This window comes from Antarctobacter sp. (assembly GCF_034670325.1).
Classification (GTDB): Bacteria; Pseudomonadota; Alphaproteobacteria; order Rhodobacterales; family Rhodobacteraceae; genus Antarctobacter.
This window is the reverse complement of record NZ_JAXMNR010000005.1, coordinates 41,788-63,341: the sequence shown is the minus strand read 5'-3', so window position 1 is coordinate 63,341 and position 21,554 is coordinate 41,788. Positions and strand designations below refer to the sequence as shown.

The following is a 21,554-nucleotide window of genomic DNA, read 5'->3' as shown; positions in this document are numbered from 1 at the left end:
CTCAGCTGGGTTCGTAGACAAAGGCGGATGTCGACACGATGGCGGTGTAGCCGAGGGCGTCCTTGGGCAGGCTGGCGTTCAGCGTGGCCGCCGGGGTGGCGGGGCGGAACTTGTAGCAGGCGCGCAGGAACATCAGCTGGCCGCCGCCGCCGTGGCTGAAATTGCGCTGCGGCGTTGCCTCTTGGCTGACGTCCACGCAATCGGCGGTGGCGGGCGGATCGGCGTAGTTGCGCATGTCCAGCGGGATCATCTCCAGGTGCAGCGTGCCGGTGCAGTTCTGAAGCACGGTGGTCTTTTCGCAGATCGCCGCCTTGAGCGCGTCATGGGTGGGGGCGGTCACGCCGATCTTGACCTCGCGCACCGTCTGGTCGAGCGCGCGTTCCAGTTGCGTGTGGCGGACAGTGATGGTGCCGACCTCGACCGTCGAGACGATCATGGCGATGAACAGCGGCAGCCAAAGCGCGTAGGGAACCACCGCGTTGCCGGCCTCTTCGGCCCAGAAGCGGCGCAGGGGGGAAAGGAAAGCGCGGGTCATTGGGTCAACCTCAGTTGGGTGATGGTGTTGGCGATCGAGGCAAAGGTTTCTTCAAGGTCGGTTCCGTTGACGTCGAAGAAGTGGGCGGGTGACGAGGCGCAGTTGCGCATGGCGTCCAACCCCCGTTGCGGTGCCTCAAAGCCGATGGCGAAGACAACGACACCCTGCGCCTTGGCCGCGTCGCAGATGCTTTCGAGCCGGTTGTCCGCCGGGTCGGGGCCGACGGTGGCCTGATAGGCATAGTAGACGTCGTTGTAATCACTGTAGGACACATAGCCGTCGTAATAGGGGCGCTGGTACATCTTGCTGGCCACGGCGCGGGTGCCAAAGCGGGCAAAGAGTTCCGCATTGGTCATCTGCCGGGCCGAGGTGCCCCCGTCCGGGGTATTGCGGTAGCGATAGCTTTGCGAATAGCCGTCGTAGCGTTGCAGGTAATACAGGTCGTTGCTGGTGCCGGAATAGTCGCGGACCCGCAGCGAAAAGCGGTCGTCGGACGGGTCGGAGTTGCCACGTTCGTCGATCCAGACCTCTGACAGCCCGTATTTGTGGTGCGGTTTCAGGTCGTACTGGGTGGTATTCTCACCGTCGGTCATGACGACCACGTATTTCGAGGTTTCCGGGTCCGCATAAGACGCCGGGCGTGCCGCGAAATTGGGATCGACCAGCCCGTCATTGGACATGGCGGTGATTGCAGGCCGCGCGGCCGGGTCAAGCAGGGCTGTGCCCCATTTCATCCCAAGGTCGATGGCGGTGTTGCCGCCCGCGTTCAGCGAGTCGATGTGGGCCTTTAGCGTCGCGGGATCGGACCGGTGCGCAATGACGGCGCTGGTGTCGCCGGTGCGGCACCAGGGGCTGGAGATCTCTGTGGAATAGACGTTGGTCGAGTTCAGGTCGAAATGCGCCAGCCGGGTCAGTTCCACGCTGGGCGAGACCGCCGCCTGATCAAAGTCGGACTGGTCGAAGGTCACGCAGTTTGAATAGTTGTGCAGGGCATCCAGCGTGAAATAGCTGGCTGTCGTGGTGCCAAGGTTCACGGTGGCATTGTAGGGCACAATCGAAATCGTGGTCAGCGCCTGACCGTCTGCCGGCATCATGATGTCGACAAAGTTGCGCGCGGCGTTGCGCATGTTGACGATCTTGCTGTTCCAGCCCATCGACCCGGACACGTCGAGCACCATCGAAATCTCGATGTTCGCGGTGGCGTGTTCGGCGGTGGCCAGACCGTAGGCATTCAGCTTGTCAACGCCGATCAGCGACATGAAGTCGGACGAAATGGCGGACTGTCCATTGGCCGTCACACGTTTGGCGGTCATGCTCTGCTCGACGTCGATCGAGGTCAGCGCGTCGCCCAGCCCCATGGCGGCAAAGTATTCCTCGACCACCTGTTGTGGCGCCATTGTGTTCTCGATGTTGGCGGCGGCAAGCACCGCGCGGTCGAGTGTGTTCTGGACTTTGATACGCTTGAGTTCGGCGTGCATCATGTCGATGCCCACGCCGCCGAACACCATCATGACCAGCGATCCCACAATCGCCAGATAGGACATGGTTCCGGACGTGTCTTCGGCGAAGGATCGCACCTGCGATGCAAGCGCTTTGCGGCTTTTAATGAAGCCCGTCAGACTTGTTGTCGATTTCAACATTTTGGCACCTTTCAACCGGCTGGACTGGCACCCCCATGCCGTGACCGGTTCAGTTTGATGACAATTTTATGCCATTTTAAAATGGCCAAACTTGGGCAGTTTGATCTGGTTTCGCCATGGTTCCGCAGCGGTTCCCGGTACAGTCATGCGGGTTTCACAATCATTGTTTCAGGCTTGGGGGCGAATGCCGGTGTCGGTCGTCTGATTAAGGTGAAACCCGGCTGGACGCGTCACGGCAAAGGTCCGATTCGGGCAAAAGCGGGGTTGGGATGTGGCAGGCACCGGGCTAGGCTCCCCCTGCGGGTTCCCGCCAAGAGGAACCACGCGCACAGGGCGCGCGCCTTGTGCGAGCAATGGAAAGGAAGGAAACCCATGTCCATCGCAACATCCCAGCCCGTCGTGCCATCCAACGAGCCGACGTTTCGCCAGTCCGTCGACCTTATGTACAACCGCGCCGTGGCGCTGATGGACCTGCCGCCGGGGCTTGAGGAAAAGATACGGGTCTGCAACGCCACTTATACGGTGCGTTTCGGAGTCCGGCTGCGGGGCAAGATCCAGACCTTTACCGGATATCGCTCTGTTCATTCCGAACATATGGAGCCGGTCAAGGGCGGCATCCGCTTTGCCACCTCTGTCAATCAGGACGAGGTCGAGGCGCTGGCCGCGCTGATGACCTATAAATGTGCGCTGGTGGAGGCGCCGTTTGGGGGATCGAAGGGCGGGCTTTGTGTTGATCCGCGCCAGTATGATGAACATGAGATGGAGCAGATCACCCGGCGGTTTGCCTATGAGCTGATCAAGCGCGACCTGATCAACCCGTCGCAAAACGTCCCCGCGCCCGACATGGGCACAAGCGAACGTGAGATGGCGTGGATCGCCGACCAGTACCGGCGCATGAATACCACCGACATCAACGGCAATGCCTGCGTGACCGGCAAGCCGACCAATGCGGGCGGCATTCAGGGCCGGACAGAGGCGACGGGACGCGGCGTGCAATACGCGCTGAAAGAGTTCTTTCGCCATCCCGAGGACAAGGCGAAGGCGGGTCTGGACGGCACGCTGGATGGCAAGACGGTGATTGTTCAGGGTCTGGGCAACGTGGGCTATCACGCGGCAAAGTTCCTGCAGGAAGACGACGGCGCGCAGATCATCGGCATCATCGAACGCGACGGCGCGCTGTTCAATCCGGCGGGGTTGAACGTCGAGGCGGTGCATGAATGGATCGTCAAGCACGGCGGGGTGACAGGCTATCCGGATGCCAACCACACGGCAGAGGGGGCGGCGGTTCTCGAAGAGGAGTGTGACATTCTCATCCCGGCGGCCCTGGAAGGCGTGATCAACCTTGGCAACGCCCACCGGATCAAGGCTGCGATGATCATCGAGGCCGCCAACGGGCCGATCACGGCGGGGGCCGATGACATCCTGCGCGAACGGGGCACGGTGATTGTGCCGGACATGTATGCCAACGCGGGCGGTGTGACGGTGTCCTATTTCGAATGGGTCAAGAACCTCAGCCATATCCGGTTTGGCCGGATGCAACGGCGGCAGGAAGAAGCCCGGCATGAGCTGATCGTGCGCGAGCTGGAGCGGCTGGACCGGTATCTGGGCGATGCGTGGTCCATGTCGCCGGACTTTAAGGCCAAGTACCTGCGCGGCGCGGATGAGCTGGAGCTTGTGCGCTCGGGGCTGGATGACACCATGCGCATCGCCTACCAGTCGATGCGTGAAGTCTGGCACAGCCGGCCCGACGTGACCGATCTACGCACCGCCGCCTTTATCGTGGCGATTGGCCGTGTCGCGGCAAGCTATCGCGCCAAGGGGCTGTGACCCGTCTGTAATATGGTTGGAAAGGGCGGCCCCGGTGGCCGCCCTTTTTGTTTGGCGCGGGTCTGGCGGGCTGCAAGTTTGTAAAAAATCTTCGGTTTTCGCCGCAATTCCGCCGCAGTCCTGACCAGAGGCTTGACCGAATCTTACCCGAAAACGGGTTCTGTACCGCCACACCGACCCCAGCGGCGTCAACGGAGACCCAAGATGGCACGATTTGCATTCTCCCCCCGTCCGGCCCTGCTGCGCGCCTCCAGCGCGATTGGGCGTTTTTGCAGAGCGGACTCGGGAAACATCACGATCTACTCGGTCTATATCGTGCTTCTCACGCTCACCATCATGGGCGCGTCGGTCGATCTGATGCGGCAAGAGGCGTCGCGCGCCCGGTTGCAGACCACGTTGGACCGCGCGGTGCTGGCCGCCGCCGATCTGGATCAGTTTCAAACGCCCAGCGACGTGGTGGGCGATTACGTCGCCAAGGCCGGGCTGGACAGCTACGTCACGGGTGTCGACGTCACGCTGGGTCTGAATGAGCGGACGGTCAGCGCCGATGCCGCCTCTAGCCTGTCGACGATCTTTCTGCGGTTGTCGGGGCGCGACATGCTGCCGGCCAACGCACTGGCCACCGCCGAAGAACGGATCGCCAATGTCGAAATCAGCCTCGTGCTCGATATTTCGGGGTCGATGCGGTTCGACGGGCGGATGGACAACCTCAAACCGGCGGCCAAGGCCTTTGTCGAAAAGGTCATGTCCGATGGCACCGAAAGCGTGACCACCCTGAACCTGATCCCCTTTGCGGGGCAGGTGAACCCGGGCGACATCATGTTTGACTATTTCCTTGGCAAGCGGCCCAAGATCAAGGGCAACAACGGCTGGGGCAACGGCGATCAGGATGCTCCCGGCGGGTCGCTGTGCAATAACAACGCCGAGAACTACGACGAAGGCCTGGCCGATCCGTCCTGTTCGGATGGCACGGCCGGACCTGGACCAGGCGGCTTTTTCTCACCCTGGCCGCAGGCCATCTCGAATATCGTGGTCTACTTCGACACCGATGGCGACGACATCTATGATGTCGCCCACAAGATCGAGGATTTCCCCGAGGACGCGCCGCGCGATGCGGACGACTTCTTTAAGGGGGCTGTGGCCTATATGATGGCGCAGGACAGCGACCTGACCGACCCGGCGCAATTCCTTGGCGTCTCTATCAAGGGCGGCAATGAAAAGAACCGCTACTTTCAGGTCAAGGGCAACCTGAACGGGGCCACCTCTGATCTTGGCCCGACCAAGAACAGGGGCAAGATTCCCGGCAACACCTATTCCTACTCGCAGATCGACTATGCCATGTGGGAAGCGGCCTATGCCGGTCCCGAAGCGGATGTGGCCGGGCCAGAGGTCAACGTCAATATGCCCGGCTCTTGTATCGAGATCGACAGTTTCGAATTCGCCAATTCAAGCCTGCCGCTGTCCGATGAATATGTACCGATCTTCCACCATTGGGAAACGGAACCTTCGGTCATGGACTGGGGCTGGTGCCCGGGTGAGCAAATGGCCATCCAATACTACTCTGCCGACGCCCCAAGCCTGATGCAGTACATCGACGATATCCGTATGCATGACGGCACCGGCGCGCAGTTCGGCATGAAATACGCGCTGGCGCTGCTGGACCCGACAACCCGCGACGCGGTCAGCCACCTGATCGACGCAGGCCTGATCGAAAGCCGGTTCGAAGGACGTCCGATCGACTGGCACGACCCGGAGACCGAGAAATACATCGTGCTGATGACGGACGGGCAGGTGACAGATCAGTTCCGCCCCAACGATCCCGACGCGCCAATCAACGGTGAGGTCGAGCTGCTGACCCAAGGCGCGGACCACTACAGCGTCCGCACTGCGCGGGCAGCTAACCTCGAACATCTGTACCAGCAGTGCGAACTTGCCCGTGCGCAGGGGGTGACCGTCTTTACCATCGCCTTTGAAACAACCGAGCTTGCGGCCGAGGAAATGCGCCTGTGCGCCTCTTCGGACAGCCATTTCTTTCATGTGCATGGCTCGGAAATCTTCGATGCCTTCGACAGTGTCGCCCGTCAGATCAACAATCTGAGGTTGATCCAATGACACGCGAAAACGCCGCTTTACCCGACGTTAACTATTCTTTCGAGTATGTTAATCCATCTCAAATCTTGAATAAGTCCCGAGTCTTGCCGGATTTGGCCGCAAATACGGCTCATTTCTTAACCATACCTTACTCCCGCCAAATTGGGCTTTTTCTATGGGAGTGCGAACATGAACAGCCGCAAGATGCTCAAATCGAAGCTGGTGCGCTTCCGGACGAGGGAAGACGGCAATATCACCATCTTCTCAGTCATGATGGCCCTATTGATCCTGGTTATATCCGGGGCTGCGGTGGATATCATGCGCTTTGAAGCGACACGGGCCGTCCTGCAGACCAACATGGACCGCGCCGTTCTGGCGGCAGCGGACCTTGATCAGGTGCAGACATCGGATGCCGTGGTTGCCGACTACATGCTCAAGGCTGGGATGGATCACGTCCTGACCGGGTCCGAAATCACCTATGGGTTCAACCACAGAACGGTGAAGGCATGGGGCGAGACGACGATCCCGACCTTTTTCCTGAAGATGAGCGGCTATGACGAATTGAGCCCGCCCGCAGTCAGCGTTGCCGAGGAAAAGATCTCGAACGTTGAAATCAGCCTCGTGCTCGATATCTCGGGCTCCATGCGGTACAATGACCGGATGACAAAGCTGAAGCCGGCGGCTCAGGCGTTTGTCAGCAAGGTCATGACCGATCAGACCGAAGGCGTGACCACCCTGAACCTTGTTCCTTTTGCGGGGCAGGTGAACCCGGGCGACATTCTCTTTGATTACTTCCGTGGCGAACGCCCGAAGATCAAAGGCAACAACGGCTGGGGCAACGGCGATCAGGACGCCCCCGGCGGATCGCTGTGCAACAACAACGCGGAGAACTACGAAGCCGGGCAGGCCGATCCGTCCTGTACCGATGGCACGGCTGTGCCGGTGACAGGTGGCTTCTTCTCACCTTGGCCGCAGGCGATTTCGAATATCGTTGTCTACTTCGACACGGATGGCGACGACATCTATAATATCGCCCACAAGATCGAGGATTTCCCCGAGGGTGCGCCGCGCGATGCGGACGACTTCTTCAAGGGGGCTGTGGCCTATCTGATGGCGCAGGACAGCGATTTGACCGACCCGGCGCAATTCCTTGGCGTCTCGATCAAGGGCGGCAAGGAAAAGAACCGCTACTTCCAGGTCAAGGGCAACACGAACGGGGCCACCTCTGATCTTGGCCCGACCAAGAACAGGGGCAAGATTCCCGGCAGAACCTATTCCTACTCGCAGATCGACTATATCGCGTGGGAGGCGTCCTATGTGTCGCCCGACCCGGAAGCTCCGACCGATCCCGCCGCAGAGCCGACAGAGCCGGAGCCGATCAACGTCAACATGCCGGGCTCCTGCATCGAGATCTACGACAGTGAGTTTGACACGACCGAGATGCCGCAGTCGGATGACTATATCCCGCACTTCATGTTCTGGCCGATCGCGGCAGAGGTGATGGACTGGGGCTGGTGCCCGGGTGAAGACACCGCAATCCAGTATTTCTCCGACAATGAGGCCGCCCTGAACACGTTCATCGCTGACATGCGGATGCACGACGGCACCGGGACGCAATATGGCATGAAGTACGGCCTTGCCCTGCTGGACCCGAACAACCGGGACGAGGTCAGCCACCTTATCGCCAACGGTCTGGTGGCCCCGCGGTTCGAAGGACGTCCGATCGACTGGCATGACCCGGAGACCGAGAAATACATCGTGCTGATGACGGACGGTCAGACCACCGAACAGTTCCGTCCCAACGATCCGGACAACCCGTTCAACGGTGAGACCGAATTGCAGGTTCAGGGTGGCAGCAGCTACTACACGCTGACGCCCCAGTCGACCAACGTCACCAACCTGATGAAGCAGTGCGACCTGGCCAAGGCCAATGGGGTCACGGTCTTTACCATCGCCTTTGAGACCAGCGCCTCTGCCGCGGACGACATGCGCCGGTGTGCGTCTTCGCCCAGCCACTCGTTCCACGTCTACGGTGACGAAATCGACGACACTTTTGACACCATCGCCCGCCAGATCAACAACCTGAGGCTGATCCAATGACAAATCGCCTGAAAACTGCCCTGAACAGGTTCCGCCGTGATGAAGACGGGACGGCCACCGTCGAATTCGCCGTCTACTTTACCATCTTCTTCTTCATCCTCGCGGCTGCGGTTGAAATGGGCTACATGAACCTGCGCCACGCGCTGCTGGAACGGGGGGTGGACCTCGCGACACGCGAGATACGCCTCAACACCGGCGACATACCGACATACGAGGAAGTGCGGCAGAAGATTTGCGATGAGGCCGTCATCGTCGATGGCTGCGCCGAAAACCTCCGGCTGGAGATGCTAGAGGTCGATCCGCGCAACTTTGCCGCCATCCCGCCCGGTGCGGACTGCAAGAACGCCGAGGAAGAGCCGCGCCCGCTGCGCAGCTTTGTGGCCGGTCTGGACAACCAGTTGATGCTGGTCCGCGCCTGCCTGAAATACAAGCCCGCCATGCCGACGACCTCCTTTGGTCTGGCATTGAACAAGGACGCGCAGGGCTATGCCCAGATTGTCGTCACGTCCGCCTTTGTCCAGGAACCGAGGTAAGCGCCATGACCCTTCCCAAGATCCTATCCCACCTGCGCCGCTTTGGCCGGGACACCCAAGGCAACATTGCCATCGAAAGCCTGATCTGGCTGCCGTTCATCCTGTTCCTGCTGGCGGCCACCTTTTCACTGCACGACGCGTTTCGCTACAAGGCGCTGAACGTCAAGGCGGCCTACACGATCTCTGACGCGATCTCCCGCGAGACCGATCCGATCGACGGCACCTATCTGGACGGGATGGTCGAACTGCTGGACTTCCTTGTGCGTCCGGGCGGCGAGTCGTCGCTGCGGGTGACACTGGTCCGCTACAACGGCAATACCTCCACCTACGAGTCCGAATGGTCCAGGACGCGCGGCGGGCTGGGGGAACTCCAGAGTGCGCAACTGTCGCAGATGCACGACAAACTGCCGAACATGCTGCACAACGAACGGGTGATCGTGGTCGAGACAGAGACCAATTATGCGCCGCCCTTCGCGATCCCGGGGCTAACCGGGGCGGGGCTGTTCTATAACTACGGCTTTACCCGTCCGCGTTTCGCGCCCAAGATCGTCTGGAGCGACGGCTAAGGGCGACAGTGTCGCAATGGCATAAAAACGTCATGGCCCGTCGCTAGGGGGAATTGATCCCGGGCGGCGGGCCTGCTTTTCTGGTCCCCGGTTCACTTGGAGGGGGCGATGCGCTTTTCCGGTCTCAGGGTTCTTGCTGAAGGGCTCACAGGAAATCGCGGCTGGAAGCCGCATTGGCGCGATCCTGCGCCAAAGCCCGAGTATGACATCATCATTATCGGTGGCGGGGGCCACGGGCTGGCCACAGCCTTTTACCTTGCCAAGGAGCACGGGCTGACCAATATCGCCGTGCTTGAAAAGGGGTATCTGGGCGGCGGCAACGTAGGCCGAAACACCACCATCGTGCGTGCCAATTATGGGTTGCCCGGCAACTCTGAGTTCTATTCACATTCTCTGAAGCTATGGGAAGGGATGGAGCAGGAGCTGAACTTTAACACCATGATGAGCCAGCGTGGCGTCCTGAACCTGTTCCACTCGGACGGGCAACGCGATGCCTATGCCCGGCGCGGCAACGCGATGCGCAATCAGGGCGATGATGCAGAACTGTTGAACACCGCAGCTGTGCGCGAAATGGTGCCCTATCTGGACTATGAAAACGCGCGTTTTCCAATCTACGGCGGGTTGTTGCAGCGGCGCGGCGGAACGGCGCGGCACGATGCGGTGGCTTGGGGCTATGCGCGGGGCGCGGATCAGCGCGGCGTCGACCTGATCCAGAATTGCGAAGTGACCGGCATCGGCATCGAAGGCGGCAAAGTGACCGGGGTGCAGACCTCTCGTGGGGCCATCCGGGCCAAGAAGGTGGGCATTGTCGTCGCGGGTCGTTCGGGGCAGGTGGCGGGGCTGGCCGGGATGCGGCTGCCGATAGAAAGCCATGTGTTGCAGGCTTTTGTCACCGAAGGGCTAAAACCCTGCATCGACAACGTCGTGACCTATGGCATGGGGCATTTCTATATCAGCCAGTCCGACAAGGGCGGGTTGGTCTTTGGCGGCGATCTGGATTTCTACGCGTCCTACGCGGCGCGCGGCAACTTGCCCATGGCAGAGCATGTGATGGAGGCAGCGATGACGCTGATGCCGATGATCGGCAAGGCGCGGGTGCTGCGCAGCTGGGGCGGTATCATGGATATGTCGCCGGACGGATCACCGATCATCGACAAGACCGGGGTTGAGGGTCTCTATCTGAATTGCGGCTGGTGCTACGGCGGCTTCAAGGCGGTGCCGGGATCGGGCTTTTCCTTTGCGCATCTGATTGCGCAGGATCGCCCCCATGAACCGGCTGCGAAATTCCGGCTGGACCGGTTCAACACCGGTCGCGGACTGATGGACGAAGAAGGAACGGGCGCGCAACACAACCTGCATTGATGAAAGGAAACATCATGGCTGTTCGCATATTCGGTTTTTTGGCAGGGGCAGCAGCGCTGGTCCTGTCCACGGCGATGCCCGCCAGTGCCGTGGACATTCGCCCCGGCTGTTATCAGCGGGTCTATTCGGACGCGCATCTGCGGTCCCATCCCCGGCAGGTGGTGAAATCGGTGCGGCTGCTGGTCGGTGGCTGGATGACCGAGGTCGCCCGAGAGGGCAGGATCGAAGTGGTTCCCGCCAATCAGGGACACGTGCGCGGGCAGCCTTGGGTGGGCGCGCGTTTGCAGCAGTTCCTGATCTGCGGCACCGAAAGCGGCGCGCCCTATTGTCAGGTCGAATGCGACGGGGGCCGCATGGAGGTCACCAAGCAGGACGGGCAGGGCATGGTGTTTCGCACCCGTTACATGGTGGTCGGCAATACCACGGAATGCGGCGGTGTGATGGACATGGCCGAGGTGCCCGGCGCCTACACAAGTTATCGACTGTACCGGGTCGCGGACTCGGACTGTTACGGGATGTAAGAAAATGCGGTTGACCTGCCCGATCTGTGGCCCGCGCGACCGGCGCGAATTTTATTACCAAGGGGATGCAGTCATGCTGGATCGTCCCGGCACCGATGCTGCGCCACAGGTCTGGGCGGACTGGCTGCACCTGCGCGATAACCCGGCGGGCCGCACACGGGACCTGTGGTATCACGAGGCGGGCTGTACCGCTTGGCTGGCGGTGGAGCGCGATACTGTCACGCATGAGATCTTTGCGGTCGAATTGGTGGAGAGCGCCGATGCGGATTGACGGCAAGGGTCGGGTAGATCGGTCGCGTCCACTGAGCTTTAGCTTCGACGGCAAGCCCTACACCGGGTTTGCGGGCGATACGCTGGCCTCGGCGCTGCTGGGCGCGGACGTGCGGCTGATGGGCCGCAGTTTCAAATACCACCGTCCGCGCGGGCCTGTGACTGCCGGATCGGAGGAACCCAACGCGCTGGTGACGGTGACGCGGGCCGGGGACTCCGACCCCAACATCCGCGCCACCGTGCAGGAGGTTTACAGCGGGCTGGAGGCGGTCAGCCAAAACCGCTGGCCGTCGCTGGACGTAGACCTGCTGTCGGTCAACAATCTGGCTGCGCCGTTCTTTGGCGCGGGGTTCTATTACAAGACTTTCATGTGGCCCAAAAGCTTTTGGGAAAAGCTGTATGAGCCGATGATCCGCCGCGCGGCGGGGCTGGGCGCGCTGTCGGGTAAGGCCAACGCGGAACGGTACGAAAAGGCCTATGCCTTTTGCGACGTTCTGGTGATTGGCGGCGGGCCTGCCGGATTGATGGCCGCCCATGCTGCCAGCCGGACCGGGGCAGAGGTGATCCTGTGCGACGAGGGGTTCGATTGCGGCGGGCGGCTGGCCTCCGAAGAGGAAGAGGTGGACTATCAGCCGGGCCATGCATGGGCGCACGCCATGGCGGCGGAATTGGCGACGCTGCCAAATGTGCGGTTGATGCCGCGCACCACGGTTACGGGGGCTTATGACGGCGGCACCTATGGCGCGCTGGAACGGGTGACGCATCATCTGGCCAATTCGGGCGATGCGCCGGTGGAATGTTTCTGGCGGATCGCGGCGAAACGCACGGTGCTCTGCGCCGGTGCGATGGAGCGGCACATCGCCTTTCGCGACAACGACCGTCCCGGCGTGATGATGGCGGGCGCGTTGCGCAGCTATCTCAACCGGTGGGGCGTGGTGCCGGGGCAGCGGGTGGCGGTCTTTGGCAACAACGACGACGCGCACCGGACCGCGCGCGACATGCTGGCGGCAGGGGTCCGGGTCGAGGCGCTGGTGGACAGCCGCCATGACGCGCAGAACCTTGCCGGCGACGTGCCGTTCTTTGCCGGGTGGCAGGTGTCCCGCGCGCTGGGCGGCAAGGGGCTGGAAGCTATCGACCTGACGGGGCCGCAAGGCGCGCTGAAACGCCTGCAAGTGGACGCGCTGGGCGTGTCCGGCGGGTGGAACCCGTCAGTGCATCTGACCTGCCATCTGAACGGGCGGCCGGTCTGGGAGGATCTGATTGCTGCCTTTGTCCCGCGTGACGGGGCCGTGCCGGGGATGAGTGTCGCGGGTTCTGCGCGCGGTACGTTTTCCACCCATGCCTGCCTGGGCGAGGGTGCGGAGGCCGGGTATGAGGCGGCCACAGCGTTGGGCTTTAGCGGAGAGATGCCGGTGATCCCGGAGGCCGAAAATGCGGCTTACCGCGTGCGGCGGCTGTGGGCGGTGGCGGGCAAGGGGCGCGCTTGGCTGGATTTCCAGAACGACGTGACCGTGAAGGACATCAAGCAAGCCGCGACCGAGAATTACAAAAGCGTCGAGCATATGAAACGCTACACGACGCAGGGCATGGCCACGGATCAGGGCAAAAGCTCGAACGTATCGGCCTTGGCGATCCTTGCCGATGCCACGGGCCGCGATATCCCCGAAACCGGCACAACCACCTTTCGCCCGCCCTATGTGCCGGTGCCGATTGCGGCGATGGGGGCGGGCGCGCAGGGCGCAGGCTTTGCCCCGCAGCGGTTCACCACCTCGCATGACGCCAGCGTCGCGCGCGGCGCGCCGATGATCGAGGCGGGGCTGTGGTATCGCCCCTCGTATTTCCCGAAACCGGGCGAGACCACATGGCGCGAAAGCTGTGACCGTGAGGTCAAAATGGTGCGGGAGGCGGTGGGTGTTTGCGATGTCTCGACCCTTGGCAAGATCGACCTGCAAGGGCGCGATGTGGGCGCGTTCCTTGATTTCGTCTACTCCAACACCTTTTCGACACTCAAACCGGGGCGCGTGCGCTATGGGCTGATGCTGCGCGAGGGCGGGCATGTGATGGACGATGGCACCACGGCGCGGCTGTCGGACACGCAATGGGTCATGACGACGACCACCGCAGCGGCGGGTCCGGTGATGAAGCATCTCGACTGGGTGCGGCAAGCCTATTGTACCCATATGGATGTGCGGTTTGTGTCCGTCACCGAGCAATGGGCGCAGTTTGCCGTGGCCGGTCCGAAATCACGCGAGTTGCTGAACGCGCTTCTGGACCAGCCCATCCACGACGCCAGCTTTCCCTTTATGCAAAACGGGCCGGTCAGCATCGGCGGGGTCGCGGCGCGGCTGTTCCGCATCTCTTTCTCCGGCGAACATGCCTATGAGATCGCAGTGCCTGCCCGCTACGGTGCCAGCCTGTTCGAGGTTCTGCTGGGCCGGGCAGAGGCGCTGGGTGGCGGCCCCTACGGGATGGAGGCGCTGAACGTCCTGCGGATCGAAAAGGGACACATCACCCACGCCGAGATCCACGGGCGCACCAGTGCCTTTGACATCGGATTCGCGCGCATGGTGTCGGCCAAGAAAGACTGTATCGGCAAGGCGCTTGCGGCGCGGCCCGGCATGGTCGAGGACGATCGCGAACAACTGGTTGGCCTGCGGCCCGTGACCGTCGGAAAGACACTGACCGCCGGGGCGCATCTGTTCGACAAGGGGGCAGAGGCGGTGCGGGTCAATGACCAGGGCTACATCACCTCGGTCGGCTTCTCGCCCACATTGGGGACGTTTCTGGCGCTTGGGTTCTTGCGGAACGGACGTGCGCGGCATGGGGAAGAGGTGCGGATGGTGGACCATCTGCGCGGGGTTGAGGAGACGTGCCTTGTGACCGACCCGGTGGCCTTTGATGCGGATGGAGGACGGGTGCGTGGTTGACCTGACATCTTTGACGCCCTGCAACGGGATTTTGCCGCTGAGCAACGACGGCGTGACCCTGAGCGAGATTGACCCGGGGCGGATCACCGCCCTGATGCCGTTCCGGGGGCAGCGGGAGGCGTTGACGGAGGCGTTGCAAGCGGCACATGGTCTGCGCTTTCCAGAACCGGGGCACATGACCGCGACCGACACGGCGTCCTGTGTCTGGACGGCGCGGGATCAAGCGTTTTTGATGGGACCGGCCCCGGACGACAGTCTTGCGCGCTTTGCCTCTGTCACCGATCAGTCAGACGCTTGGGCGGTGGTCCTGTTGGCCGGGGTGGACGCCGAAGAGGTTCTGGCGCGGCTGGTGCCCATTGATCTGCGACCTTCCGCCTTTCCAGAAGGTGCGGCGGCGCGGACGTTGCTACAGCATATGACCGTCACGATCTGCAGGCGGCCCGAGGGCCTGCAAATCATGGGTTTCCGGTCGATGGCGCGGACTCTTGCCCATGATATCGGCGACGCTATGGCCGCAGTTGCCGGACGTCGGGCAGCGGGCTAAATGACCCTCATGCAGCCAGAGGGGAAAAATGCCATGCGTATATTGGCCATGATCGCTGTTTTGGGAATGACCGCGTCCGGCGCGCTGGCGCAGGACGTCGATAAGTGTGCTTTGACCGAAACGTGGTTCAACGCCGCCATTCAGGCGCGGCTGGACGGTGACAAGATCAACAAGGTGCGCCGCACCCTGCGCAAGGAAATGGACCGCACCGCCGCCGAGCAACTGGCGGAGTTCGTCTTTGCCCTGCCCGAAGCGGCGTTGACGCCAGAGGTGGCCAAGGCCGCCCGCACCCAATGTGAGGCGCTCTGATCCACGCCATGACGCGCGCGCCCCTGTTGCTGACTTGACGGGCTGACCTGTCGGGTCGGCAGATCCTTCGTGGGGTGACCTGAGTGCGCTCTTGGCATTGCTGCTGCAAAGCCCGATATTAGGCCCCATGAGTCTCCCCCCCGGTTTTCTGGATGAACTGCGCAATCGCACAAGCCTCGCCCAGGTGGTGGGGCGCAAGGTGCTGTGGGACAATCGGAAATCCAATCAGGGCAAGGGCGACCTGTGGGCACCTTGTCCATTTCACCACGAAAAGACCGCGTCCTTTCATGTCGATGATCGTAAAGGGTTCTATCACTGCTTTGGCTGTCAGGAGAGTGGTGACGCCATCAAGTTTATCCGCGAAACAGAGAACGTAAGCTTCATCGAGGCGATTGAGATCCTCGCAGAAGAAGCGGGCATGGAAGTGCCCAAGCAGGACCCGCGCGCGCAGCAAAAGGCGGACCGCCGAACCCAGCTGGTCGAGGTCATGGAGCAGGCGGTGGGCTTTTTCCGTTTGCAGTTGAAGACCGGGGCAGGGGCCGAGGCGCGCGCCTATCTGGCGCGGCGCGGTCTGGACGCTGCGGCGCTGGAACGCTGGGAGATCGGTTTTGCACCGCAGGGGTGGGAAAACCTGCGTGATGCGCTGGCGGGACGGGGCGTGTCGCCCGACCTGATGCTGGCCGCCGGGCTGGTCAAGGCCTCTGACAAGGGGCGCGCGCCTTATGACGTGTTCCGCAACCGCATCATGTTCCCGATCCGCGATGCGCGCGGGCGCGCCATCGCCTTTGGCGGGCGCGCGATGGACCCGAATGACAACGCCAAATACCTGAACTCGCCGGAAACCGAACTGTTCGACAAGTCGCGCAACCTGTTCAACTTCAAACCCGCGCGCGAGGCGTCGGGACGGGGCCAGACGCTGATCGTCGGTGAGGGGTACATGGACGTGATCGCCCTGTCCGAGGCCGGGTTCACCGCCTCTGTCGCGCCGCTGGGCACCGCCGTGACAGAGCCGCAGTTGCAACTGATGTGGCGCGTGTCGGATGAGCCGGTGATCGCGCTGGACGGTGACAAGGCCGGGTTGAACGCGGCTTACCGGGTGATCGATGTGGCCTTGCCGCTGCTGGAGGCGGGCAAGGGGCTGCGCTTTGCGATCATGCCAGAGGGCAAAGACCCGGACGACCTGTTGCGCGCCGAGGGACCTGAGGCGGTCAAGAAGGTGCTCGATGGGGCAATGCCCATGGTGCAACTGCTGTGGCGGCAAGAAACAGAGGGGCTGGTGCTGGACAGCCCCGAGCGCAGGGCGTCGCTGGACAAGGCCCTGCGCGCGCGGATCGGCAAGATTCAGGACCCCAGCCTGCGCCACCACTACGGCGAAGCCATCAAGGAACTGCGGTTTCAGGCCTTTCGTGCGCAACGCCCGCCGCAGGCCCAACGCAAACAGCAGACGTATCGCGGCAAGGGGTTCAAACCCTACCAACCCCCGGCGGTGCCGACGGCGGGGGCCAAGGCCTCTTTTCTGGCCTCGTCTGGCGAAGATGGAGAGCGCCGTATGCGGCTGGAGGTGATCCTTGCCGCCATATTGTCGGCCCCCGGCATCGCCGAAGAGTTCGAATCGCAACTGGAGACCATGCCCTGCACCGACGAGGAACTGGCCGCCCTGCGCGATGCCATTCTCGACAGCATTGCCGACCCCGACGCGATGACACTGCGCGCTGAGGCGGTGATTGGTGCGGAAGCCCTTGAAAATCTTCTGGCGGGACGCCATGTGGCGGTGGTGCCGTGTATCCGGACGCCCGGAAACGCCGAACTTGCGCGGCTGACCGTGGCAGAAGAATTGGCAAAACTAGCCGCCGCCGACGGGTGGCAAGTGGAACTGAAAGAAGCCGTGGAAGACTTGGCCGACCATGCCGACGAGGCGTTGACATGGCGTCTGGCAGAGGCCGCACGGGTCCGCGCACAAGCCGGACGCCGCCGGGATGAAGATGATGCCGAATACGATGTTGGGCCGAACGGTGCCCCGATTGACCGTGAGGAACGCAGCGCGTTTGATTCGCTCCTGTCGCAGATTCGATTCGACAAGGGGCGCAAATGAGCGTCGTATTGGTGACGAAGTGGTAAAGAAATAAGGTTAAACGGGTGTGCGAATCACTTAATCGCGCTATTGAGTCGTTTCTACGAATCGCCCCGTTCCCGAGCCCCCCATCAGGAGAGCCGCATGGCAGCCAAGGACAATGAAGACGTCAAGTCCGAAGACCAGGAAGAGGATGCAGGCCTCGACATGAGCCAGGCGGCGGTCAAGAAGATGATCGCCGAGGCGCGTGAACGTGGCTACATCACCTACGATCAGCTCAACCAGGTGCTTCCCCCCGATCAGGTTTCGTCCGACCAGATCGAGGACGTGATGTCCATGTTGTCCGAAATGGGCATCCAGGTCACCGAAGAGGAAGAGCAGGAAGACGACGACAACAAGGGCTCGACCGATCTTGTCGAGACCAAGAAGCCCGGTGAGGTCACGCTTGCCGGGTCTGGCAATGAAAAGCTGGACCGCACCGATGACCCGGTGCGCATGTACCTGCGCGAGATGGGCAGCGTCGAACTGCTGAGCCGCGAGGGCGAGATCGCCATCGCCAAGCGGATCGAGGCCGGTCGCAACACCATGATCCTCGGGCTGTGCGAAAGCCCGCTGACCTTTCAGGCGATCACGATCTGGCGCGAGGAATTGCTGTCCGAGGACATCCTGCTGCGCGATGTGATCGACCTAGAGACCACGTTCTCGGGCCAGATGGGCGAGGACGGTGAACTGGGTGAGCCGGTGGTGGACGCCACCGCCAATGTCGATGCCACCGCCAAGCAGAAAAGCGATGAGCCGGAATACGACGCCGACGGCAATCCCATTGCCAAGGACGACGACGACGACGAGGACGACGAACAGGCGAACATGTCGCTGGCCGCGATGGAAACCGCGCTTAAACCGCGCGTGTTGGAAACGCTGGACCGGATCGCGCAGGACTATGAGCAACTGGCCGAAATGCAGGACAGCCGGATCTCGGCGACCCTGAACGAGGACGGGTCTTTCTCTGCGGGCGACGAGGCGCTGTATCAAAAGCTGCGCTCTGAGATCGTTGAGTTGGTGAATGAGCTTCACCTGCACAACAATCGGATCGAGGCGTTGATCGACCAGCTTTACGGCATCAACAAGCGGATCATGTCCATCGACAGCGCCATGGTGAAGCTGGCCGATCAGGCCCGCATCAACCGCCGCGAGTTCATCGAGGAATACCGCAACCACGAGCTGGACCCCAACTGGCTGGAACGGATGGGCGAAAAGTCCGGTCGTGGCTGGCAGATGTTTGTCGAACGCTCGACCGACAAGGTCGAGGAACTGCGCGCCGATATGGCACAGGTCGGCCAGTACGTCGGTCTGGATATCTCTGAATTCCGCCGCATCGTGAACCAGGTCCAGAAGGGTGAGAAAGAAGCCCGTCAGGCGAAAAAGGAAATGGTCGAGGCGAACCTGCGTCTGGTGATCTCGATCGCCAAGAAATACACCAACCGTGGCCTGCAATTCCTTGACCTCATTCAGGAAGGCAACATCGGCCTGATGAAGGCGGTGGACAAGTTCGAATACCGCCGCGGTTACAAGTTCTCGACCTATGCGACGTGGTGGATCCGTCAGGCGATCACTCGGTCCATCGCGGATCAGGCGCGCACGATCCGTATCCCGGTCCATATGATCGAGACGATCAACAAGCTGGTCCGCACCGGTCGCCAGATGCTGCACGAAATTGGCCGCGAACCGACACCAGAGGAATTGGCCGAAAAGCTGCAAATGCCTTTGGAAAAGGTCCGCAAGGTGATGAAGATCGCCAAGGAGCCGATCTCTCTCGAAACGCCCATCGGCGACGAGGAAGACAGCCAGCTTGGCGATTTCATCGAGGACAAGAACGCGATCCTGCCGCTGGATTCCGCCATTCAGGAAAACCTGAAGGAAACCACGACCCGCGTGCTGTCCTCGCTGACGCCGCGTGAGGAGCGGGTTCTGCGGATGCGGTTTGGCATCGGCATGAATACCGACCACACGCTGGAAGAAGTGGGCCAGCAGTTCAGCGTCACCCGCGAACGGATCCGCCAGATCGAGGCCAAGGCGCTGCGCAAGCTCAAGCATCCCAGCCGCTCGCGCAAGCTGCGCAGTTTCCTGGATCAATAAGCGATGTCGTTGTTGAAACGTCTTTTCGGGGGTGGCGGCGCTGACAAGGCGCCCGCCGCCTCTGCCGCTACCATCGACTACGAAGGTTTTCGGATCACCCCGCAGCCTTCGCAGGAGGGCGGACAATACCGCATCGGCGCGCTGATCGAGGGTGAGGTGAACGGCGAGACCAAGAGCCATCACCTGATCCGGGCGGACGTGATCCGCGATGCGCATGAGGCGGCAGATGCCTCGATCCGCAAGGCCAAGCAGATGATCGACCAGATGGGCGCGCGGCTGTTCAACTGACCGTTGCGGTGTTGGATCTGCTTCCAGCAGAGATGACCGCTCGAATGGCTTTCGCCGCTCTGGTGATCTTGATCAATCTCCTGACGTTCGCCCTGTTCGGATTGGACAAACGACGGTCGCGCCGAGGGCTTTGGCGCGTGCCAGAGCGCACTTTGTTGATCCTTGCTCTGCTGGGCGGCTCCATCGGGGCCAAGCTGGGCCAGCGTGTCTTTCGTCACAAGACCAGCAAGCAGCCGTTTGCCGGTTTTTTGAACGCGGTTCTCCTTTTGCAGGCCGTGGTTGCTGTGGCCATGGCGCTCCCTGCCAGCCGCCAGTGGATCTTGAACGGGCTGCCGGGGATGTCGGGCTGACCCGGCACGGCGTGCGGGGCGCAGGCAACCTGCGCCCCGACCATGTCAGCTCAGGTGTTCGTTGAAAAACGCGATGGTCCGGTCCCAGGCCAGCTCGGCCGCCGCTTCGTCGTAGCGCGGGGTGCTGTCGTTGTGAAAGCCGTGGTTCACGCCCGGATAGATATGCGCGGTGTAGGTCTTGCCATGTTCCTTGAGCGCGGCCTCATATGCGGGCCAGCCATCGTTGATGCGCTCATCCAGTTCGGCGTATTGCAGCAGCAGGGGCGCCTGAATTTTCGGCACGTCCTCGACGCTGGCCTGCCGACCGTAAAAGGGGACAGAGGCCCCAAGTTCCGGATAGGCCACGGCCAGCGCATTGCAGACGCCGCCGCCATAACAAAAGCCGACGCAGCCAACCTTGCCGGTGGTGTCGTCATGGGCTGCAAGGAATTCATAGGCGGCAAAGAAATCGTTCATTAGTTTTACGCCGTCCACGGTGCGTTGCAGGTCGCGCCCGTCGGCATCGTTGCCGGGATAGCCGCCGACGCTGGTCAACCCGTCCGGCGCCAGCGCGATGAAACCGGCCTTGGCGACGCGGCGGGCGACGTCCTCGATATACGGGTTCAGGCCGCGGTTTTCGTGCACGACCACCACGGCGGGCAGGGGGCCGGTGGCGTTTGCAGGCTTCACCAGATAGCCGCGCACCTCTCCGTGCCCATTGGGCGAGGGGTAGGTGATGTAGGACGGCACGATATCCGGATCGGTGAACTTGACCTGTTCGGCCAGCGCATAGTTCGGCGACAGCATGTCCAAAAGCGCAAGCGCCGTAATACCGCCGACGGCAAACTTACCGGCCCGGTCCAGAAACTCGCGTTTGGTGATGCGCCCGTGCGCGTAAAAATCGTAGAGATCCAGAAGATCCTGATCAAAATCGGCTGCCGTCATGCGGCGCTGCGGGGTCTGGTCGTTCATCTGAGGGCTCCCTGAAGTCCGCCCCGGTCCGTTGCGGCCCCGGAGTTCGGATGTCAAAAGGATAGCTGCGAAATGACGTAAGGGAAGAGGGTGCCAAATAACGTTTTCACGATCCGCACAGATGGGCCGGGCCTGTATGAGGTCACGGATGAGGTTGCCCGCTGGGTGGCGCAAACCGGGCTGGCTGACGGGCTATGCACGCTGTTCCTGCGCCATACCTCGGCCAGTCTGGTGATACAGGAAAACGCCGATCCCGACGTGCGGCGCGATCTGGACGCGTTTTTCGCCCGCTTGGTGCCGGACGCGAACGCGCCAGAGATGGCTTATCTGACTCACCGCTATGAAGGCCCCGACGACATGCCCGCCCATATCAAGGCGGCGCTGCTGCCGGTCAGCCTGTCGATCCCGATGATCGGCACGCGGCTGGGTCTGGGCACATGGCAGGGGATCTATCTGTTTGAGCACCGCAGCGCGCCGCATCGCCGAGACATCCTGTGCCACATCACCGGGTGAGGTATTCCGCCATTGTTCCG

General features: G+C 61.9%; 19 protein-coding genes. 16 read left to right on the top strand and 3 right to left on the bottom strand.

Going from position 1 to position 21,554, the window contains the following annotated elements:
- Position 1: 1 nt before the first annotated feature.
- Both VOI21_RS13445 and VOI21_RS13440 read right to left on the bottom strand, forming a co-directional pair.
- Entirely contained in the window at positions 2–535 is a 534-nt protein-coding gene (locus VOI21_RS13445) for a pilus assembly protein (protein ID WP_323770434.1), read from the bottom strand.
- Positions 532–2,079, bottom strand: a complete 1,548-nt coding sequence (locus VOI21_RS13440; RefSeq protein ID WP_323770433.1) for a pilus assembly protein TadG-related protein — start codon at positions 2,077–2,079, stop codon at positions 532–534. Before VOI21_RS13440 ends, VOI21_RS13445 begins: the two co-directional genes overlap by 4 nt.
- Positions 2,080–2,547: 468 nt before the next feature.
- On the opposite strand from VOI21_RS13440, the gene VOI21_RS13435 reads away from it, so the two are divergent.
- From VOI21_RS13435 to VOI21_RS13365, 15 genes are all read left to right on the top strand, one after another.
- Entirely contained in the window at positions 2,548–4,002 is a 1,455-nt protein-coding gene (locus VOI21_RS13435) for a Glu/Leu/Phe/Val dehydrogenase (RefSeq protein ID WP_323770432.1), read from the top strand.
- Positions 4,003–4,206: 204 nt separating this feature from the next.
- Entirely contained in the window at positions 4,207–6,114 is a 1,908-nt protein-coding gene (locus VOI21_RS13430; RefSeq protein WP_323770431.1) for a TadE/TadG family type IV pilus assembly protein, read from the top strand.
- Positions 6,115–6,282: 168 nt separating this feature from the next.
- On the top strand, positions 6,283–8,193 hold the full coding sequence (locus VOI21_RS13425; protein WP_323770430.1) for a Tad domain-containing protein: 1,911 nt from the start codon (positions 6,283–6,285) through the stop codon (positions 8,191–8,193).
- The gene (locus tag VOI21_RS13420; RefSeq protein ID WP_323770429.1) at positions 8,190–8,726 is read left to right on the top strand and encodes a TadE/TadG family type IV pilus assembly protein; all 537 of its coding nucleotides are present in this window, start codon (positions 8,190–8,192) and stop codon (positions 8,724–8,726) included. Before VOI21_RS13425 ends, VOI21_RS13420 begins: the two co-directional genes overlap by 4 nt.
- 5 nt (positions 8,727–8,731) lie before the next feature.
- Positions 8,732–9,292, top strand: coding sequence for a hypothetical protein (locus VOI21_RS13415; RefSeq protein WP_323770428.1), 561 nt, complete (start codon positions 8,732–8,734; stop codon positions 9,290–9,292).
- Positions 9,293–9,400: 108 nt separating this feature from the next.
- Positions 9,401–10,654 (top strand): sarcosine oxidase subunit beta family protein, encoded by a 1,254-nt coding sequence (locus VOI21_RS13410; RefSeq protein ID WP_323770427.1) that lies wholly within the window; start codon positions 9,401–9,403, stop codon positions 10,652–10,654.
- 14 nt (positions 10,655–10,668) lie between these two features.
- Positions 10,669–11,175 carry a hypothetical protein gene (locus VOI21_RS13405; protein WP_323770426.1) on the top strand — a complete coding sequence of 169 codons (507 nt, stop codon included), beginning with the start codon at positions 10,669–10,671 and terminating at the stop codon, positions 11,173–11,175.
- Between the two features lie 4 nt (positions 11,176–11,179).
- Positions 11,180–11,446, top strand: a complete 267-nt coding sequence (locus VOI21_RS13400; protein WP_323770425.1) for a sarcosine oxidase subunit delta — start codon at positions 11,180–11,182, stop codon at positions 11,444–11,446.
- Positions 11,436–14,372 carry a sarcosine oxidase subunit alpha family protein gene (locus tag VOI21_RS13395; RefSeq protein WP_323770424.1) on the top strand — a complete coding sequence of 979 codons (2,937 nt, stop codon included), beginning with the start codon at positions 11,436–11,438 and terminating at the stop codon, positions 14,370–14,372. Before VOI21_RS13400 ends, VOI21_RS13395 begins: the two co-directional genes overlap by 11 nt.
- Positions 14,365–14,916: a sarcosine oxidase subunit gamma gene (locus tag VOI21_RS13390; RefSeq protein WP_323770423.1), complete on the top strand. Its 552-nt coding sequence runs from the start codon at positions 14,365–14,367 to the stop codon at positions 14,914–14,916. The genes VOI21_RS13395 and VOI21_RS13390 overlap by 8 nt, the downstream gene beginning before the upstream one ends.
- A gap of 33 nt (positions 14,917–14,949) precedes the next feature.
- Positions 14,950–15,225, top strand: a complete 276-nt coding sequence (locus tag VOI21_RS13385) for a hypothetical protein (RefSeq protein WP_323770422.1) — start codon at positions 14,950–14,952, stop codon at positions 15,223–15,225.
- 127 nt (positions 15,226–15,352) lie between these two features.
- Complete coding sequence (gene dnaG / locus VOI21_RS13380) at positions 15,353–17,317, top strand: DNA primase (RefSeq protein WP_323770421.1); 1,965 nt, start codon at positions 15,353–15,355, stop codon at positions 17,315–17,317.
- A 123-nt stretch (positions 17,318–17,440) separates the two neighbouring features.
- Positions 17,441–19,432 carry an RNA polymerase sigma factor RpoD gene (gene rpoD, locus VOI21_RS13375; RefSeq protein WP_323770420.1) on the top strand — a complete coding sequence of 664 codons (1,992 nt, stop codon included), beginning with the start codon at positions 17,441–17,443 and terminating at the stop codon, positions 19,430–19,432.
- A 3-nt stretch (positions 19,433–19,435) separates the two neighbouring features.
- Positions 19,436–19,720, top strand: a complete 285-nt coding sequence (locus VOI21_RS13370) for an HlyU family transcriptional regulator (protein ID WP_323770419.1) — start codon at positions 19,436–19,438, stop codon at positions 19,718–19,720.
- A 44-nt stretch (positions 19,721–19,764) separates the two neighbouring features.
- Positions 19,765–20,070 carry a DUF1294 domain-containing protein gene (locus tag VOI21_RS13365; protein ID WP_323770418.1) on the top strand — a complete coding sequence of 102 codons (306 nt, stop codon included), beginning with the start codon at positions 19,765–19,767 and terminating at the stop codon, positions 20,068–20,070.
- A 45-nt stretch (positions 20,071–20,115) separates the two neighbouring features.
- Here the strand turns inward: VOI21_RS13365 and yghX are convergent, their stop codons facing one another.
- The gene (gene yghX, locus VOI21_RS13360) at positions 20,116–21,021 is read right to left on the bottom strand and encodes a YghX family hydrolase (protein WP_323770417.1); all 906 of its coding nucleotides are present in this window, start codon (positions 21,019–21,021) and stop codon (positions 20,116–20,118) included.
- 90 nt (positions 21,022–21,111) lie between these two features.
- Between yghX and VOI21_RS13355 the strand changes: the two genes are divergently transcribed.
- Positions 21,112–21,534: a secondary thiamine-phosphate synthase enzyme YjbQ gene (locus tag VOI21_RS13355; protein WP_323770416.1), complete on the top strand. Its 423-nt coding sequence runs from the start codon at positions 21,112–21,114 to the stop codon at positions 21,532–21,534.
- Positions 21,535–21,554 lie beyond the last annotated feature (20 nt).

Bases quoted from the DNA above. Each gene is read 5' to 3' on its own strand.
- VOI21_RS13445 (WP_323770434.1), bottom strand. From the start codon at position 535: ATGACCCGCGCTTTCCTTTCCCCCCTGCGCCGCTTCTGGGCCGAAGAG.
- VOI21_RS13440 (WP_323770433.1), bottom strand. From the start codon at position 2,079: ATGTCCTATCTGGCGATTGTGGGATCGCTGGTCATGATGGTGTTCGGC.
- VOI21_RS13435 (WP_323770432.1), top strand. From the start codon at position 2,548: ATGTCCATCGCAACATCCCAGCCCGTCGTGCCATCCAACGAGCCGACG.
- VOI21_RS13430 (WP_323770431.1), top strand. From the start codon at position 4,207: ATGGCACGATTTGCATTCTCCCCCCGTCCGGCCCTGCTGCGCGCCTCC.
- VOI21_RS13425 (WP_323770430.1), top strand. From the start codon at position 6,283: ATGAACAGCCGCAAGATGCTCAAATCGAAGCTGGTGCGCTTCCGGACG.
- VOI21_RS13420 (WP_323770429.1), top strand. From the start codon at position 8,190: ATGACAAATCGCCTGAAAACTGCCCTGAACAGGTTCCGCCGTGATGAA.
- VOI21_RS13415 (WP_323770428.1), top strand. From the start codon at position 8,732: ATGACCCTTCCCAAGATCCTATCCCACCTGCGCCGCTTTGGCCGGGAC.
- VOI21_RS13410 (WP_323770427.1), top strand. From the start codon at position 9,401: ATGCGCTTTTCCGGTCTCAGGGTTCTTGCTGAAGGGCTCACAGGAAAT.
- VOI21_RS13405 (WP_323770426.1), top strand. From the start codon at position 10,669: ATGGCTGTTCGCATATTCGGTTTTTTGGCAGGGGCAGCAGCGCTGGTC.
- VOI21_RS13400 (WP_323770425.1), top strand. From the start codon at position 11,180: ATGCGGTTGACCTGCCCGATCTGTGGCCCGCGCGACCGGCGCGAATTT.
- VOI21_RS13395 (WP_323770424.1), top strand. From the start codon at position 11,436: ATGCGGATTGACGGCAAGGGTCGGGTAGATCGGTCGCGTCCACTGAGC.
- VOI21_RS13385 (WP_323770422.1), top strand. From the start codon at position 14,950: ATGCGTATATTGGCCATGATCGCTGTTTTGGGAATGACCGCGTCCGGC.
- dnaG (WP_323770421.1), top strand. From the start codon at position 15,353: ATGAGTCTCCCCCCCGGTTTTCTGGATGAACTGCGCAATCGCACAAGC.
- rpoD (WP_323770420.1), top strand. From the start codon at position 17,441: ATGGCAGCCAAGGACAATGAAGACGTCAAGTCCGAAGACCAGGAAGAG.
- VOI21_RS13370 (WP_323770419.1), top strand. From the start codon at position 19,436: ATGTCGTTGTTGAAACGTCTTTTCGGGGGTGGCGGCGCTGACAAGGCG.
- VOI21_RS13365 (WP_323770418.1), top strand. From the start codon at position 19,765: ATGGCTTTCGCCGCTCTGGTGATCTTGATCAATCTCCTGACGTTCGCC.
- yghX (WP_323770417.1), bottom strand. From the start codon at position 21,021: ATGAACGACCAGACCCCGCAGCGCCGCATGACGGCAGCCGATTTTGAT.